The sequence below is a fragment of the Bacillus cereus group sp. MS39 genome (genome assembly GCF_040448665.1).
In the GTDB taxonomy this organism is placed as follows: domain Bacteria; phylum Bacillota; class Bacilli; order Bacillales; family Bacillaceae_G; genus Bacillus_A; species Bacillus_A wiedmannii.
This window is the reverse complement of sequence record NZ_CP123058.1, coordinates 3,266,082-3,281,931: the sequence shown is the minus strand read 5'-3', so window position 1 is coordinate 3,281,931 and position 15,850 is coordinate 3,266,082. Positions and strand designations below refer to the sequence as shown.

Sequence of the window (15,850 nt, the reverse complement as noted above, 5' to 3'; positions counted from 1 at the left end):
TAAGAGGTGCAAGATGACACATACGTATTATGAAGTAATTGATACACCTATTTCAATTGAAGAAGTTACAAACAAAGTAATTCGTCGTGAATGCGGCGCAGTTACTACTTTCATTGGTACTGTTAGAGAATTTACGAAAGGCCGTCGTACACTATATTTAGAGTATGTAGCATATAAAACAATGGCAGAAAAACAGCTTGAGAAAATTGGCACCGAAGTAGGAGAGAAGTGGCCTGAGACATATGTCGCCATTACACATCGCATTGGTACATTACAAATTTCTGATTTTGCTGTTGTCGTCGCTGTTTCTACACCACACCGGGAAGCTGCCTATGAGGCAAACGAATATATTATGGAGCGTATAAAACAAATTGTTCCCATTTGGAAGAAAGAGTTCTGGGAAGATGGTGAATCATGGATTGGTGATCAGTTAGAGAAGGTAGCATATGCAAATGGTGAGCCTGGAAAGGAGATGAGAATATGATTGAAGTACTATTATTTGCACATTTACAAGAAGAAGTAAGTAAGCCAGCATTACACATAGATTGTGAAAATATTACGGTTGCTGAACTAAAGGAAGTGCTCATTAAGAAATACAATGTAGCGATTTCAAGTGAGATCATGGTCGCTATCAATGAAGAGTATGCACTAGAGGATGACATCATTCAAACTGGCGATGTTATAGCAATGATTCCGCCAGTAAGTGGTGGTTGATTCTTTTCAGCCTAATCATGTTAGGACGTGATTAGGCTGGAGGGAATGAATATAACTATGCATACATAGGAGGGAACAGGATGAAAAGTCCTAATTTTCAATTAAGTTTACAAACTTCTAATCTAGTTATCGGTTTTATGGTATGGGTCATTTTATCATCGTTAATGCCTTATATTAAAGCGGATATTCCATTAACTGCGGGACAAATTTCTATGGTAACAGCAGTACCGGTTATTTTAGGTTCTGTTCTTCGCATTCCAATTGGTTATTGGACAAATCGTTTCGGAGCAAGAAAATTATTCTTTATTAGTTTTATTCTATTATTATTTCCTGTCTTTTATATTAGTGTTGCCAATTCAATGATGGATTTAATTATTGGTGGATTATTTGTCGGAATCGGTGGCGCAGTATTCTCTGTAGGCGTAACATCTTTACCGAAATACTTTCCGAAAGAGAGTCACGGTTTTGTAAATGGTATTTACGGTGTCGGTAACGCCGGAACAGCAATTACTTCGTTTTTAGCACCTGTCATTGCAACTTCAGTTGGCTGGAGAACGACAGTACAGTGTTATTTAGTTTTACTTGCAGCATTTGCACTTATGAACTTTTTATTAGGCGATCGTAAGGAGAAAAAGGTGAATACACCATTAATGGAACAAATTCAAGGTGTATATAAAAATGAAAAACTTTGGTTTCTATGTATCTTTTACTTTTTAACATTCGGATCATTTGTCGCATTTACAGTATACTTACCAAACTTTTTAGTATCTCACTTCGGATTAGAGAAAGTGGATGCAGGTATGCGGACAGCTGGATTCATCGTATTAGCAACAATGATGCGTCCAATTGGCGGTTGGCTAGGTGATAAATTTAACCCATTTAAAATATTAATCTTCGTATTTATCGGTTTAACACTTTCAGGTATTATTTTATCATTTATGCCTAGTATGAACGTGTATACATTTGGTTGCTTACTAGTCGCATTTTGTGCAGGGATTGGTAATGGTACAATTTTCAAACTCGTTCCAATGTACTTCTCAGAGCAAGCAGGGATTGTAAACGGACTTGTTTCAGCCTTAGGCGGACTAGGAGGGTTCTTCCCGCCGCTAATTTTAACTTTACTATTCCAACTAACAGGCCATTATGCAATTGGATTTATGGCATTATCAGAAGTCGCACTTGCTTGTTTAATCATTACAGTATGGATGTATAGCCAAGAGAAACTGTTAGTGATGTTAAAGAATCATTAATCAGGAAAAAGAACCGTCCCAAAGTATTTTGGTATGGTTCTTTTAGTAATAGGCTCCAACATGTTTTTTATTGATATCTCAACAAACGCTTGTTTTCTAAAATAATGTGGTTTTAAAATGAAAAAAAGAAGGCTTATGGGATTTTATGTTAAAATATAGATGTCAGGTGTTATTCAATTAAAGGGCAGGTTAGTTAAAGAAAGTTTAAATTTCTTCCAAAGATCGAACTAATTTTTAACATACAAATATTTAATTGAATCGGGGTGTTTAGATGAAAAAATTATATAAGTCTACTCAAGATAAACAAGTATCAGGTGTATTAGGTGGTTTAAGTGATAAGTATGGAATTGATGTTAGTATCCTTCGTATAGTAACTGCATTATCAGCCTTTTTTTCTAGCGGATTTACAGTGTTACTTTATATAATAGCTGCAATTGTTTTGCCTACAGATAAAGATATTAAGAGATAAATGTATGAACTTAAATCTAATTCAACAATCGAGAACTCAGTTTATTGTCTATTGAAAGTTTCCAAAGTAAAAGCAACAGTACGATTGTTATAAGACTGAAATGAACAACCGAAAAATCCTCATAAAACATTCGGAATATAACGAGAACGAAAGTAATAACTTTTGAATGAAACGATGACTATTGATCGCTAACGAATCGATAAATAGTCGCTCCTTTCTAAAAAAATATATATTTATATATAAAAATATATTACGGTATTTATAACAAGAAAAAACTTCATATTTTTTAGGGCCAGATTTTTTGGTAAGGCTAATGGATATTGTGAAAAAGTACACTTAAAATAAAGAATAAAGTTTAGGTCGATAAGATAAGATTATGAATTTGTATAAATAATCCATAATTTTCTTTATGAGTCATATTTGATATGTTAAAGAAAAGAGAGGGGAGGGAAATGAAATGAGAATTTTTGATGCACATTTTCATATTATTGATTTTAATTTTCCGGTTATTGAGAACCAAGGATATTTTCCGCCCAACTTTATTGTAGAAGACTATCAGAATGAAACTCCTAATTTGAATGTAATTGGTGGAGCGATCGTATCTGGTTCTTTCCAAGGGTTTGATCAAGAATATTTATTAAAGGCACTAAAACAGTTGGGTTCAACATTTTGTGGCGTAACACAATTACCTTCTACAGTGACGGATGAAGAAATACTAAATTTAAATGAAAATGGGATAAAAGCATTACGTTTTAATATTAAAAGAGGTGGTTCAGAAGATTTATCGAAGTTGGATTACTTTGCTAGAAGAGTTCATGAATTAGTAGGATGGCATAGTGAGCTTTATATGGATGCAAAAGAGTTGCCCGAAATTGCATCCACTATAGAAAAGTTACCAGCTATATCAATTGATCATTTAGGGTTATCAGAAGAAGGTTTACCACATTTATTAAAACTAGTTGATAAAGGGGTACATGTGAAAGCTACTGGTTTTGGTCGTGTCGAATTAGATGTTGAGAATGCCTTAAAGTCGATTTATGAAGTTAACCCAGATGCACTTATGTTTGGAACAGATTTACCATCTACCAGAGCGAAAAGACCTTTTGAGTATGCAGATATCAAATTGATTCAACAGCTATTTGATGAACAAGCTACCGATAACATCCTGTATACGAATGCTTTTAAATGGTATTTTAGGTAGCGTCAGGGTCTACATTTGAATTAAATGTGTCCATATTTTTTAAAGTGTTTAATCCAAATAAAATATATTTAGAATGAGGTTTTAAATGTTTGTTTTTATTATATTAGACGTAATATTACCAATATTAATATTGATGCTAATTGGTGCAATCTTACAAAGAAAGTTCCAATTTAACTTAAAGCAGCTATCTACACTTATTACTTATTGCTTGATGCCAGCAGCTGTATTTGTGAATATATATGATATTAGTATAGAAACAGGTTTGTTGCTCCAGATAATATACTATTTAATGCTTTACAGTCTGAGTGTGATGATAGTAAGTCATTTCATTTCAAAAACATTAAAGTTAGAAAAAGGAGAAAGTGCAGCTCTAAAAAATAGCATTTCGTTAATGAATTCCGGTAATTATGGATTACCAGTAAGTCAATTGATTTTTAGTCACAATCCAGTGGGGGTTTCCATTCAAATTTTTATTGTTATTTTTCAGAATATTTTAACTTATTCGTATGGGATATATAACTTACTATCAGCAACAAAAACAATCGGAAGTATTATTCGATCATTTCTAAGACTGCCTGTGTTTTATGCACTCATATTAGGGGTTCTCTTTCAATCTTTTACAATTCAAATACCTAATTCTATCTTTCTACCTCTTAATCAGCTTGGGAATAGTTTTGTTGCAATAGCACTCATATTGCTAGGAGCACAATTATCCAACATTAAGCTTAATTTTTTCCATCGAGTCATAACATGGGCTTTAATTGGAAGGCTACTGATGGGACCATTATTAGCACTTGCCATGATCTACCTACTAAACATTGATGGTATTGTTGCACAATCATTATTTATTGCAAGTTCTTTTCCTACTTCAAGAAATACATCAACCATTGCTATGGAGTATCAAATAGAGCCTGAACTACATGCACAAATCGTTTTATTTTCAACACTTTTCAGCATAATTACAGTAACTGTCGTTATTTATTTGTCATATATTTTGTTTTGAATATACGTTTAAAACCGAATAGATTTGAGGCGGTAAATGATGGACGGAAATCCCATCGATATGAGAGGAAAACAGTCTTTGATATATTAGGTGTCGTTTACAATTGTACCATGCCTGATAATCAAGCGGCTTAATTCAAAAAAGGAACCAATACAAAAAGAACAAACGCTTCTAAAAAACGTTTGTCCAAAGGGAATTACTATTTTAGCTAAGAAATAGATTATTATTTGTGAGTACGAGAAAGCTTTTTTATAAGTTTAGGAAATATAGATGTTAGTTCCTGCTTCAAACGCTTTGTAAACGATGGATCTTTACCTGAAGTTGAAATCGTTACAACATATTCACCATTTCGTATGACACCCGGTGTGTGAAACGATGATTCTGTACCATCACTTACAACGTTAACCCATTGAAAATCATGGGCAGCTTGTTTGACCATCATATTTACATCATGTTGATTTGTAGCTGCGTAAATAAGGTGAGCATCTTTAATATCATCATTACTAAAAGTTTTTTGCTTCCAAGTAATAAAAGGTAGTTCCTTCATTTCCTCGCAAATTTCTGGGCTGACAACGGTCACAAAAGCGCCTGTATCTTTTAATCCAGACGCTTTTCGATATGCAATTTTACCTCCACCAACTATAACAACTACTTTTTTATTTAGGTTAAGCATAAGAGGGTACATGTCATACATACACACATTCCTCCATTCGTTCTAATAATGTCAATTTCATATATGTATCAAACTGAAGACAGTTACAAGTCGTGATGTGAGCATATTTTTTTGTATGCAACTTAATTTTTTGAAGCAACAGTCCGGTAAAGAGAAGATACGGCATGACATATACATGGGATGCCGTAGATGTTATAGTCTTGAGCTCAGCAGTAAAAGAGGGTGTTCCTTTCGTTAAAAAGGAGCACGATACTTGCATACCGAGTTTTCGTTCGACAGCAGCTCCGATTTGTTGTAACTCATGTATCGGCTGTGGATCACTACTGCCTCGTCCTACGAGTAAAATACTACTATCTTGCTTTGGCATAGCTTCACGTATTCTTTTTACTACAAGTTCAACCATATGTGGATGCGTACTAAAAGGTGGTACAACTGAAAATGTTATTTGAGGATATTTCTTTTGTAGTTGCTCTATTTCAAAAGGAATATCACGTTTATAGTGAGCTGCTGCAAATAATAAAACAGGTACAATCATTATTTCAGTTGCGCCCTCTAGTATCGTTTCTGTAACTGCATCTTGAATGGTAGGTGTCGTTAGTTCTAGGAAAGCTATTTTTTGAATCTGTTCGTTACGTTCTTTCATAACAGATTGAATAAAGTGAATGAATTGTTCATTACCTTCTTGCAGGCGACTACCGTGTCCAACATATACAATTCCTTTCATTGTCCCACCATGTCTTTCTTCATAATCATGTCTTGTAATTGTTGATCTACGTTATGAAACCCGACTTTCTTCGCATAGTGTAAAGTTGGAATATCGGTATATGAGAAGGGAAGAGTAAGAATATCGATAAAGCCAAGGCGTTTTATTTCTGATAGAAATGTATCAATTGAGGCACGCCCTTCAAATACAATACTATCCCATGAGAATTCAGAAAGCATACGAGAATGGACTTCATCGAAACGATGATCAATTGTATACGCATGAGTCATCATATATGACCCGGCACCAATTTTCTCTTGAATAAAAGCAATCCGATTAATATTTCTGCCTAAATAAACAGTAGTATCGGAAGAGAACTCTGCTTGTTTACTTAGTAGCCCATATTGCATCAGTTTTTCTTGAGTGGCAACGTTCAAATATTGCAGTTTCGCCTGTAAGGAACGAACATCTTTCTGATGTTTACTACATGATCGCATCAATATTTCTACACTTTCAGCTGAACAAAAAACAAGGCGATCAACGTTAAAAATTTCATTGATTTGTTCAAATGTTAATGTGTATTCTTCCTTTTTGAAAGTTGGAATTTGATATATTTCTGCACCGGCTTCTTGTAACTTTTGCACCATTGAACTTGTTTTATTTGTTGCGGATGCAAATAAAACTTTTTTACCGTGTAATGGTTTACATTCTTTCCAAGCGATTTGATTACGTAAGGAAACGACATCACCAACAATTGTCATGGCTGGATTTGAAATATTCTCGTTTTTGACGATAGGAACAATGGTTGAAAGTGTTCCTGTGACAACGCGCTGCTTTCCGGTTGTACCCCATTCAATGACGGCTACTGGCGTATCTTTTTTCTTTCCTGCTTGTAGTAAGTTTTCACAAATTGTAGGTAAGTTTTTTATACCCATGTAGTAGGCAATTGTGTCGCTATTGTGGGATGAATTATATTTTCCATGATCGGTTAAAGGGCCTTTTGCATGCCCAGTTAATAAAGTGACGCTATTACTGTAGTTACGGTGGGTGAGGGGGATACCTGCATAGCTACTAGCGGCGATGCTAGATGTAATACCTGGTACGATTTCATATGGAACGTTCGCTGCTGCTAAAGTTTCTGCTTCTTCACCAACGCGGCCAAAAATAGATGGATCTCCGCCCTTTAATCGGACAACGATTTTTCCTTCTTGTGCGAATTGAAGGAGGTGGGCGTTAATCATTTCTTGTCGCATAATATGATTCTTTGGCATTTTGCCGCAATAAATAAGTTCACATGTTTCTTTTGTATAACTAAGAAAGAAAGGGTTTAATAAACGGTCATATAAAACGATATCTGCACGCTTTAAACAATCTATCGCTTTCTTTGTAATAAGCCCTTCATCACCTGGTCCTGCACCAACTAAATATACATATCCGTTCATAATCGCACCTCTTCTATTTTTATTTAAAAGGAAGCCAGAGGAGGCTTCCTTTCGTAAATTACATGTTTATATAAATGTCACCATCAATAACTTCTACTTCGTATGTTTGGATACAGCCGTCATCAGGTTTTTGAACTTCACCTGTTATTAATGAGATTTTCCAATCATGCAGTGGACAAAAGACGAATTCTCCAGATACAATTCCTTCTGCTAACGGTCCGTTTTTATGAGGACAACGATTTTCTACAGCTCGAATATCTCCATTTGAAAGGCGGAATAGGGCGATAGACATACCTTTCATTTGCACTTCTTTACCGATTTGAATAGGAAGGTCTTCCGCACGCATAACTTTTATTTTTTCTTTCGTTTGTATCATATAGATCACAGCTCCTTATTTCACAGTTTCTACTTCATACATCGCTTTTAATGACTTCGTTTCTAGTGCTTGTCCCCACGCTTCCGTATATGTGCTACGAGCTGTTTGGAAGCGTTCATTTAGCGTAGTCACCATACTTGCATCTTGTAGTATTTCTTTTATGTGATCGAAGCCTAAACGTTCTGTCCAGTAGGCAGTACGCTCTCCATAAATACCAGTTTCACGATAATATTGCATGTAAGCTGTAGCGATGCGAAGGACATCATCTTCAGTTGGGACAATCATTACAAAATCAGCTTCGCGTACTTCTGTACCACCATTTCCGCCAATATAAAGTTGGTATCCATTTTCGACACAAACAACGCCAAAATCTTTCGTTAGTACTTCCGAACAGTTACGAGGACAGCCCGTTACACCCATCTTCATTTTATGTGGTGTATCTACCATTTCTAATGATTGTTCAAGTAGCATACCAAGTCCTAATGAATCTTTCGTACCGAAACGGCAGAAGCGAGAACCAACACATGATTTTACATTACGAAGAGATTTTGAATACGCATATCCCGAAGTCATATGTAAGTCAGCCCATACGTTAGGTAAATCTTGTTTTTTTACACCGTATAAGCCAATTCGGCTCGCACCTGTAATTTTCACAAGAGGGACGTCATATTTTTTCGCAACTTCAGCAATTTTCATTAAATCATCAGCTGTTGTAACGCCTCCGTACATACGTGGAATAACAGAAAATGTACCATCGTGTTGAATGTTACCATTCATTCTTTCATTAACGAAACGAGATGATTTATCATCTTCATATTCTTCTGGAATCGCCATCCGTAAGTAGTAATTTAAAGCAGGGCGACATTTTGAACAGCCGTCTTCATGTGCAAAACCAAGAACATTGCGTACTTCTTTTGGAGATTTTAAGCCTTTCTCGTGAATGGCGGCTACGACTTCATCACGTGATAAAGTTGTACATCCGCACATACCAGCAGACTGCGCAGAAGCATCAAAAGCATCTCCGAGTGTATGAGATAAAACTTGTTCCACAAGCGGACGACATTTACCACAAGATCCTGCGGCTTTCGTGCAGCCTTTTACTTCTTCAAAAGTAGTTAACTCTTGCTCTAAAATGGCATGAACGATTGTACCTTTCGTAACACCATTACATCCACAAATCGTGTCATCTGCACTCATTGTAGCAACGTCAAGTTCACTTTCTTCACCAGCTTTGTGAAGAAGGGAAGCGGCTGTATATTCTTGTATATCTTCTTCTTTCTTTAACATGCTAAAGAGGCGTGTGCCATCAGCTGTGTCACCATATAAAACGATACCGACGACTTTATTATCACGAATTAATACTTTTTTATAGGAACGTTTACATTCATCAAATATTGAAATTGCTTTCGTCTGATCATCTTCATAAATTTGGCCAGCAGAGAATAAATCACAACCAGCAACTTTTAATTGCGTACCGACGATACTGCCCGTATATCCATCAGTTTGTAAATTCGTTATATGTTTCGCTAATATTGCGCCTTGTTCATAAAGAGGGGCAACAAGTCCATATGCGATACCATCATGTTCTGCACATTCGCCAACTGCATAAATGGATTCATCATTTGTAAGCATATAGTCATTGACTACAATGCCTCGATTGACAATGAGACCAGCATCTCTTGCTATTTTCGTATTTGGCCGTATTCCGACAGCCATTACGATTAAATCACAATCTACAACTTCACCATCTTCAAATTGAATGCCCTCAACATGTTCTGTGCCAAGAATTTTTACAGTTTTCTTTTCCATTAAAAACTTCATGCCTTGTGCTTCTAAATCTTCACGCAGAAGAGAAGCTGCTTTCGTATCTAGTTGTTGCTCCATTAAGCTAGGCATTAAATGAACAACATGTACGTCCATTCCTAAGTCAATTAGACCTCTTGCGGCTTCTAAACCGAGTAACCCGCCACCAATGACAACGGCCTTTTTCTTTTCTTTAGCGGTATCTATCATAAATTGTGTATCTTCAATAGTTCGAAATCCTGTTACACCAGGAAGTGTGGAGCCTTCAACAGGTAAAATAAAAGAACTAGAACCTGTTGCTATAATGAGCTTGTCATATGTAAGAGTACGATTTTTTTCTGTAGTAATAATTTTTTCTTCTCGATTAATACTTTGAACTCTTTCGTTTGTATACAAAGTTATTTCGTTTTCATCGTACCAACTATATTCATTCATAATGATATCTTGCATATTTGTTTTGCCTTGTAAAACATGAGAGAGCATAATACGGTTGTAGTTTGGATGCGGTTCATCTCCAAAAATAGTAATCTCATATGAATCACTATCATGTTTTAATATTTCTTCCATACAGCGTATGCCAGCCATACCATTTCCGATCATCACTAAACGTTTTTTCATTTTCGTTTCCCCTTTTTATGTGAAATATTGAACAAAGGATTATATTTCTATTATAGAAAATCAAAAAAGCGGGAGATGTGATATTTATCACACTTCTATAATGATTCACAAATTATTAAAATTCGGGTTAATGTGAAGGGGAGAAGTGTGGATGTTATTCACGTAATGAAAAAGCAGGACATAAGTATGTATACTCATGTCCTGCACTTTATTTATGCTCTCGTAATTGCACGTGGAAATAAAATATTATTTTCTAAATGAATGTGCTCAAATAAATCAGACTCTAACGCTTCAAGACGTTGATAAACAAGTCGGTAAGTGCCGCAAGCTCCTTCTGGAGGAGTAAAGTCATTTGTTACTTTACGAAGTTCTTTTATAATATTTCCGGCATGATTGTGCTCATTTTCTAGTTCATCTACTACTTTACGTAACTTTGCATAATTTTCATCAGTTGGATTTTGTTCGAATTCTAAAATTAATGGGAAGTCTTCCGTTTCTTCTTTAATTAAATGTTGTTCTAATTCCATTTTAAGTTCATGAAATAACTTATGAATTTTAGCTAAATGAGGCTGATTCGCTCCATGAACGCGTAATACTTTCGTCACATATGGACTTAACTGAGGTAACTCTTCATTTAAATAACGATGATGCTTATGAATTACATAATCAATCAATTCACGATAAGAAGCATTTTTCCAATCAATTTCAGATTCATTTAATCGTTTCGTATTATGATAAAGTGTATTTAACTTTGTAATTACTTCAGAAGCCGGTAAATTTCTTTCATGAATTGCATCAATAAGCGGCTTATTACCACCACAACAAAAATCTATTCTATATGATTTAAAAAGATCACTAGCTTTCGGAAATTGTGTAACAATCTCACCAACAATAGAAGTTTCAGTAAATGTATGTTTCATATGAATGCCTCCATAAAGTTTAAATGTAATATCTAAATTAAGAATAGCGATAAATGAAAAACTATGTGGTGATTGAAATCACTTATTATGTGTCAGTTTTGAGAATAATAAAATGAGTTTTATAAAAGGAAGAGAATTCGTTGCAATCGTTTCTGATAATAAAAAAAGAAGCTTACTAGAAGCTTCTTTTTTACTACTATTTTTCACATGCAACTCCATCGCCATCACGATCAAGTTTAGAGCTATAACCTGGTTGGTCTCTATATAATGGAGCTTTTCCAGCATTTTTAACTTCAGTACAATTTTTGTAAGTTACATTACTATTGTTACTTGCAGCAGGTTGTGTTTGAGCTTGCTGTGCTTTTTTCTGTTCCTCTTGTTGTTTACGAGCTTGTTCATCAGCTTGGCGTTTTTGCTCTTCTTGTTGCTTACGAGCTTGTTCATCAGTTTGGCGTTTTTGCTCTTCTTGTTGTTTACGAGCTTGTTCATCAGCTTGGCGTTTTTGCTCTTCTTGTTGTTTACGAGCTTGTTCATCAGCTAGACGTTTTTGCTCTTCTTGTTGTTTGCGAGCTTGTTCATCGGCTAGACGTTTTTCATCCTCTTGCTTACGAGCTTGCTCTTCGGCTTGGCGTTTTTCATCCTCTTGCTTTTGAGTTTTCTCGTCCGCTTCTTTCTTTTTATCATCTTTTTTCTCTGCCTTATTAGAAGCGACTTGTTTATTTGTTGCTGTCGTCTTTTCAGAAGAAGGAGCTGAAATACTTGATAATGCAACAAAAATGACAAATAAAATAGCAGTGATAATAAATTGTTTTTTTGCTACACCTGTCTTTTTAATTACGGATAAGATTGCTAGAACAAGGAAAAAAATAAATAAAATTAAACTTAAAGTAGCAAAAAAATCGATGACTGGGTGTTCAGATTTTGTAGTGCCCATTCCTATTAAGAGAATTGAAATCATAAAAAGAATAACAGTAGGACGACCATATTGTTTTGCTTTTCCATTTTTCTTAAAGAATGAAATGATACATAGTATTAAAAGAATAAAAGCAATAAAAAATAAAGCTGCACCAATATTACTCAAAATCGCCATTTTTATACCTCCATTTGTAAGATTTTCACTATTGATTATATAGGAACTTATTGGATATTACACGATTTATATAAATTTAGAAAATTAGTATTTTTAATAGACTTACAAACATTTATTTCGTATATAAGGAAAAATAGATATATTTCCTATTACATTTTTAAAGAGAATTCATAAAGTATAATATATCGATTGAAAGGAGGGGGGGTTAAATGAAATTTCAATTATTGGTAACTTGTATATTACAAGAAGGTAATGCTTTCTTTTTAGTAACGAAAGTAGACGATGTTATTACGTTAAAAGTACCGATTACTGCGGGAGTAGCAGGTTTATTCTTAGCTTTAGGTGTACCAAGATGTTCTTAATTTAAGTTTCTAGAGTAGAAGGGAAGGGATATACCTTTCTCTTCTACTCTTACATAATATGATTATGTAAACTAAAATATGTTTTGTAATAGCACGTTTAAAATGGACATGCATATACTATAATGTTTCATTGGATGTTAGTGATGAAAGGTAGTTTTCACACGTGCATGTAGTGATGTTCATTAAGTTATGAAATTAAAGAGGTGCTATTATATATGAAAAGAAGAACATTGGATATTCCAGTTACATTGCGAAGAGAGTGGTTTTTAATAGAATTAGCCCATTTAACGAAAAAATATGGAATTGAAATTGCAACTAGCAAAATGGAAGCTGCACCGTTTTTAAGAGATCAAGTTACGGAATCAAAAATAGGATCAGGGCTCCAATACGATAAATATGATGATGAGTATATCATTGATTTATAAGAAAGAAGCTGCGTATAAAAGGTTATGAAATAGACCTTTTATACGCAGCTTTTTTAGCTAGAAATATGTTGAGAAATTTTTAATGAGCTTAATAGGAAAAGGAATGAATACATGTTGAGAGAATAACGTTTCATAAGAAAGGACAGTTACTATTTATTTCACCTGCAAAAATAACTAGAGTAAAATAGTGCTTCCTTTCAAAAAAGGGGGAATGTTAATGAGGATTTTGAAAAGGTGTATGTTATTATTTCTCGCATTTTTTATTATAACTCCGATGGCTGTTAGTACGAAGGTAGAGGCGGAGGAAGTAAAAGAAATTAAAACGGGATTTCCAGATAAAGAAGTATTTACACCTGGAGAATGGTTTTTAGGTCAAAAACCTGCTAATTACGATGAGAATAAGCCTCCAATTCTTTTTGTACAAGGAAGGAATGGGAATGCTGATAGTTGGTATGGAAAGACAGTGTATCACGATATAAATGATATGTATGACTATGCTTTAAAAGCAGGCTATCAAACAGTATTTATACAATTATATGATGCTGCTGGGAAAGGGTCAGCTAGTCAGTGGGACAACGGAAAATTGTTAGCACAAAAATTAGAAGAAATATATAATCACTTCGGTAAAAAAGTTAATATTGTAGCACATAGTAAAGGCGGTATCGATACACAGGCTGCATTAGTAGGATATGGTGCAAATCGATTTGTAGGAAATGTTATTACGCTTGCGACGCCACATCATGGCTCAAATTTAGCGGACTTATCATATAGTTGGTGGGCAGGATGGCTGGCTTCTATTTTAGGTCAAAAAGATGATGGTACGTACTCATTACAAATGGGCGAAATGGCAAAATTTCGTTCAACGATTGATAATAATCCAGCAGCTAAATTAAACCGTTACTATACGGCTACTGGGACTAGCTGGGGACCAGTATTTTCTGCGCTATCTATGGGCGGGTTATATTTGTCATCATACGGTTCAAATGATGGACTAGTAAATGAGTGGAGTGCTAAGCTGCCATATGGAACGCATTTATTTACAGATTCCAGATTTGATCATGATAATATACGAAAAGGATCTTCTGTTTTCTCTCGAATTGAACCATATTTACGTACAGCAAGTGTAGCCGTACCGGCTTTAGTAGCATCCAGCACTAGTTCAAATGAAAATATAGAACAATTAAATACAACTTCAAATCAAAACATATTAGGAGGAGAATTGCCACAAAATCAGTGGATAGAGCAAACTGTTACGGTTGATAAAAAAGCTGAAGGAATAGTTTCTATCTTAACAGCGTCTTCGGATGTAGAAGTACAAATGATGTCTCCAAAAGGAAAAATGTATACAAATAAGGATAGCGTTATTACTACTGGTGAAGGTGAATCTTTCTTTGGTGGTGCGACAATTAGAACATTTAAATTTGATAAAATGGATGTAGGAGAATGGAAAGTTAAAATGATGGCGAAGCAGTCGAAAGATGCATTTTTAATCGTAAGCGATTACAATAGTGGTGCACCATTTGTTCTCCAAATGCCTACAAAAGTTAAAGTGAATAAATCTGAGTATAAACTGAAAAAATCACCTGTGGCACCTGAAATGAAAGGGGATCTTTCTATAACAGTAAGAGTAGTTAATAAAGAAGGGAAACTAGTCTCTGAATACAATGAATTACAAAAGGGTAATAACAATACGTTTACTGGTGCTTTGAAGGACATAAAGCAACCAGGAGTATATAACGTTACGATGGATATAAAAGGGACGAATAAAGAAGGACAACCGTATAATCGTACAATTGTTAAGTCGGTTTATGTGGAGAAGTAAGAAAGAATGAGAAGTTTTTAATATAAAAAGTACCGAACTTTTGTAGTAGAAGAGTTCGGTACTTTTTTCATGTTTATTAGATTAACAAAAACGTACAATGGAATTTATGTTTGATTATAGGAATCAAAAGAGCATTATTCAATAAAAAAAGATGCTGAAATAGCATCTGAATGTGAAGAGGATTATTAACTTAGTTTTATAACTGTTAATTCAACTGAATTAATACCATTATCACAAGTTGCAATACTTTGACGATTAAAACCACTATTATTTTTCAGTTGAAGAGTGGAATTAGCTGTCACTGTAACAATCGTTTCGCCTGCTAGTTGAAGACATTCGTTATTTGATGAAGTATTCATTTGGAAAGCGAAATCACCTTGACTATTAGCAAGTGGATTATTATTTAAAAATATAGTCATGACTGGAATATGTGGAAATACAGGATTTGAAGTAGTGTTAATCGTTGAAATGAAAGAAACTCTATAATCACCAGCTTGACTAAATTGTATAGTAGTAGGATTTAGTAAGGAAACTCCTCCTGCTATAGGGCCAACGTGATTAAATGGAAAAGGATCGTCAAAAGGGACAGTTATAAACTCAGTTTGCCAAAAAGTGCCGTATGCTGGACAGCTTCTTTTATGAGAATGGTCGCATGAACATTTTTTATAGGAGCTAGAAGAGGAGTTGCATGAACATTTTTTATATGAACTGGAAGAAGAGTTACATGAACATTTTTTATTTGAATTTGAAGAATGATAGTATGAACCCAATATATTACCTCCTATTATGAATGAAGTGTATACTCATAGTATTTTATGCTTGTCTTATATAAAAGGTGATAGATTTGGAGTATAAAGTGCTAATACGATGAAATGTAGTAATAGAATAGTAGCTGTAACGATTTTGAAGAAGACAAGGTTGATGTTTTGGTGGAAATATCAGTGGAATATCTTGAAAGATTGAAGTAAAGCGGGCACTC

At 34.6% G+C, this 15,850-nt stretch carries 17 protein-coding genes; 9 read left to right on the top strand and 8 right to left on the bottom strand.

The genetic code is table 11. The annotated features are described in order from the left end of the window. Positions 1-13: 13 nt before the first annotated feature. The 6 genes from QEP67_RS17160 (at position 14) to QEP67_RS17135 (ending at position 4,637) form a co-directional block, all read left to right on the top strand. On the top strand, positions 14-484 hold the full coding sequence (locus QEP67_RS17160; protein WP_000149968.1) for a molybdenum cofactor biosynthesis protein MoaE: 471 nt from the start codon (positions 14-16) through the stop codon (positions 482-484). After that, complete coding sequence (moaD, locus tag QEP67_RS17155; protein ID WP_000573670.1) at positions 481-714, top strand: molybdopterin converting factor subunit 1; 234 nt, start codon at positions 481-483, stop codon at positions 712-714. Before QEP67_RS17160 ends, moaD begins: the two co-directional genes overlap by 4 nt. A gap of 80 nt (positions 715-794) precedes the next feature. Beyond that, positions 795-1,964, top strand: a complete 1,170-nt coding sequence (narK, locus tag QEP67_RS17150; RefSeq protein WP_000841868.1) for a nitrate transporter NarK — start codon at positions 795-797, stop codon at positions 1,962-1,964. Between the two features lie 271 nt (positions 1,965-2,235). Next, positions 2,236-2,433, top strand: a complete 198-nt coding sequence (locus QEP67_RS17145; RefSeq protein WP_000737851.1) for a PspC domain-containing protein — start codon at positions 2,236-2,238, stop codon at positions 2,431-2,433. A gap of 457 nt (positions 2,434-2,890) precedes the next feature. Beyond that, positions 2,891-3,634 (top strand): amidohydrolase family protein, encoded by a 744-nt coding sequence (locus QEP67_RS17140; RefSeq protein ID WP_001217843.1) that lies wholly within the window; start codon positions 2,891-2,893, stop codon positions 3,632-3,634. An 85-nt stretch (positions 3,635-3,719) separates the two neighbouring features. Further along, complete coding sequence (locus QEP67_RS17135; RefSeq protein ID WP_000497511.1) at positions 3,720-4,637, top strand: AEC family transporter; 918 nt, start codon at positions 3,720-3,722, stop codon at positions 4,635-4,637. A gap of 223 nt (positions 4,638-4,860) precedes the next feature. Here QEP67_RS17135 and QEP67_RS17130 read toward each other — a convergent pair whose 3' ends face one another. The 7 genes from QEP67_RS17130 to QEP67_RS17100 form a co-directional block, all read right to left on the bottom strand. After that, positions 4,861-5,331 (bottom strand): precorrin-2 dehydrogenase, encoded by a 471-nt coding sequence (locus tag QEP67_RS17130; RefSeq protein WP_000272176.1) that lies wholly within the window; start codon positions 5,329-5,331, stop codon positions 4,861-4,863. After that, positions 5,324-6,034 carry a sirohydrochlorin chelatase gene (locus tag QEP67_RS17125; protein WP_000676445.1) on the bottom strand — a complete coding sequence of 237 codons (711 nt, stop codon included), beginning with the start codon at positions 6,032-6,034 and terminating at the stop codon, positions 5,324-5,326. The genes QEP67_RS17130 and QEP67_RS17125 overlap by 8 nt, the downstream gene beginning before the upstream one ends. Continuing rightward, positions 6,031-7,455 carry a uroporphyrin-III C-methyltransferase gene (locus tag QEP67_RS17120; RefSeq protein WP_001014922.1) on the bottom strand — a complete coding sequence of 475 codons (1,425 nt, stop codon included), beginning with the start codon at positions 7,453-7,455 and terminating at the stop codon, positions 6,031-6,033. The genes QEP67_RS17125 and QEP67_RS17120 overlap by 4 nt, the downstream gene beginning before the upstream one ends. A 58-nt stretch (positions 7,456-7,513) precedes the next feature. Next, positions 7,514-7,831 carry a nitrite reductase small subunit NirD gene (gene nirD / locus QEP67_RS17115; protein ID WP_000616689.1) on the bottom strand — a complete coding sequence of 106 codons (318 nt, stop codon included), beginning with the start codon at positions 7,829-7,831 and terminating at the stop codon, positions 7,514-7,516. A 15-nt stretch (positions 7,832-7,846) separates the two neighbouring features. After that, a complete protein-coding gene (gene nirB, locus QEP67_RS17110; RefSeq protein WP_000746929.1) occupies positions 7,847-10,252 on the bottom strand; it encodes an NADPH-nitrite reductase large subunit in 2,406 nt (801 codons plus the stop codon). Between the two features lie 212 nt (positions 10,253-10,464). Continuing rightward, a complete protein-coding gene (gene ric, locus QEP67_RS17105; protein ID WP_000683166.1) occupies positions 10,465-11,172 on the bottom strand; it encodes an iron-sulfur cluster repair di-iron protein in 708 nt (235 codons plus the stop codon). Between the two features lie 196 nt (positions 11,173-11,368). Continuing rightward, positions 11,369-12,262: an excalibur calcium-binding domain-containing protein gene (locus QEP67_RS17100; protein ID WP_048566496.1), complete on the bottom strand. Its 894-nt coding sequence runs from the start codon at positions 12,260-12,262 to the stop codon at positions 11,369-11,371. Positions 12,263-12,471: 209 nt separating this feature from the next. Between QEP67_RS17100 and exsG the strand changes: the two genes are divergently transcribed. From exsG to QEP67_RS17085, 3 genes are all read left to right on the top strand, one after another. Beyond that, positions 12,472-12,624, top strand: a complete 153-nt coding sequence (gene exsG / locus QEP67_RS17095) for an exosporium protein ExsG (RefSeq protein ID WP_000671900.1) — start codon at positions 12,472-12,474, stop codon at positions 12,622-12,624. Between the two features lie 215 nt (positions 12,625-12,839). Beyond that, complete coding sequence (locus QEP67_RS17090; protein ID WP_000830260.1) at positions 12,840-13,049, top strand: hypothetical protein; 210 nt, start codon at positions 12,840-12,842, stop codon at positions 13,047-13,049. 217 nt (positions 13,050-13,266) lie between these two features. Then, complete coding sequence (locus QEP67_RS17085) at positions 13,267-14,871, top strand: hypothetical protein (RefSeq protein ID WP_001221420.1); 1,605 nt, start codon at positions 13,267-13,269, stop codon at positions 14,869-14,871. A 185-nt stretch (positions 14,872-15,056) separates the two neighbouring features. Here QEP67_RS17085 and QEP67_RS17080 read toward each other — a convergent pair whose 3' ends face one another. Further along, entirely contained in the window at positions 15,057-15,641 is a 585-nt protein-coding gene (locus tag QEP67_RS17080; RefSeq protein ID WP_000536146.1) for a hypothetical protein, read from the bottom strand. Positions 15,642-15,850 lie beyond the last annotated feature (209 nt).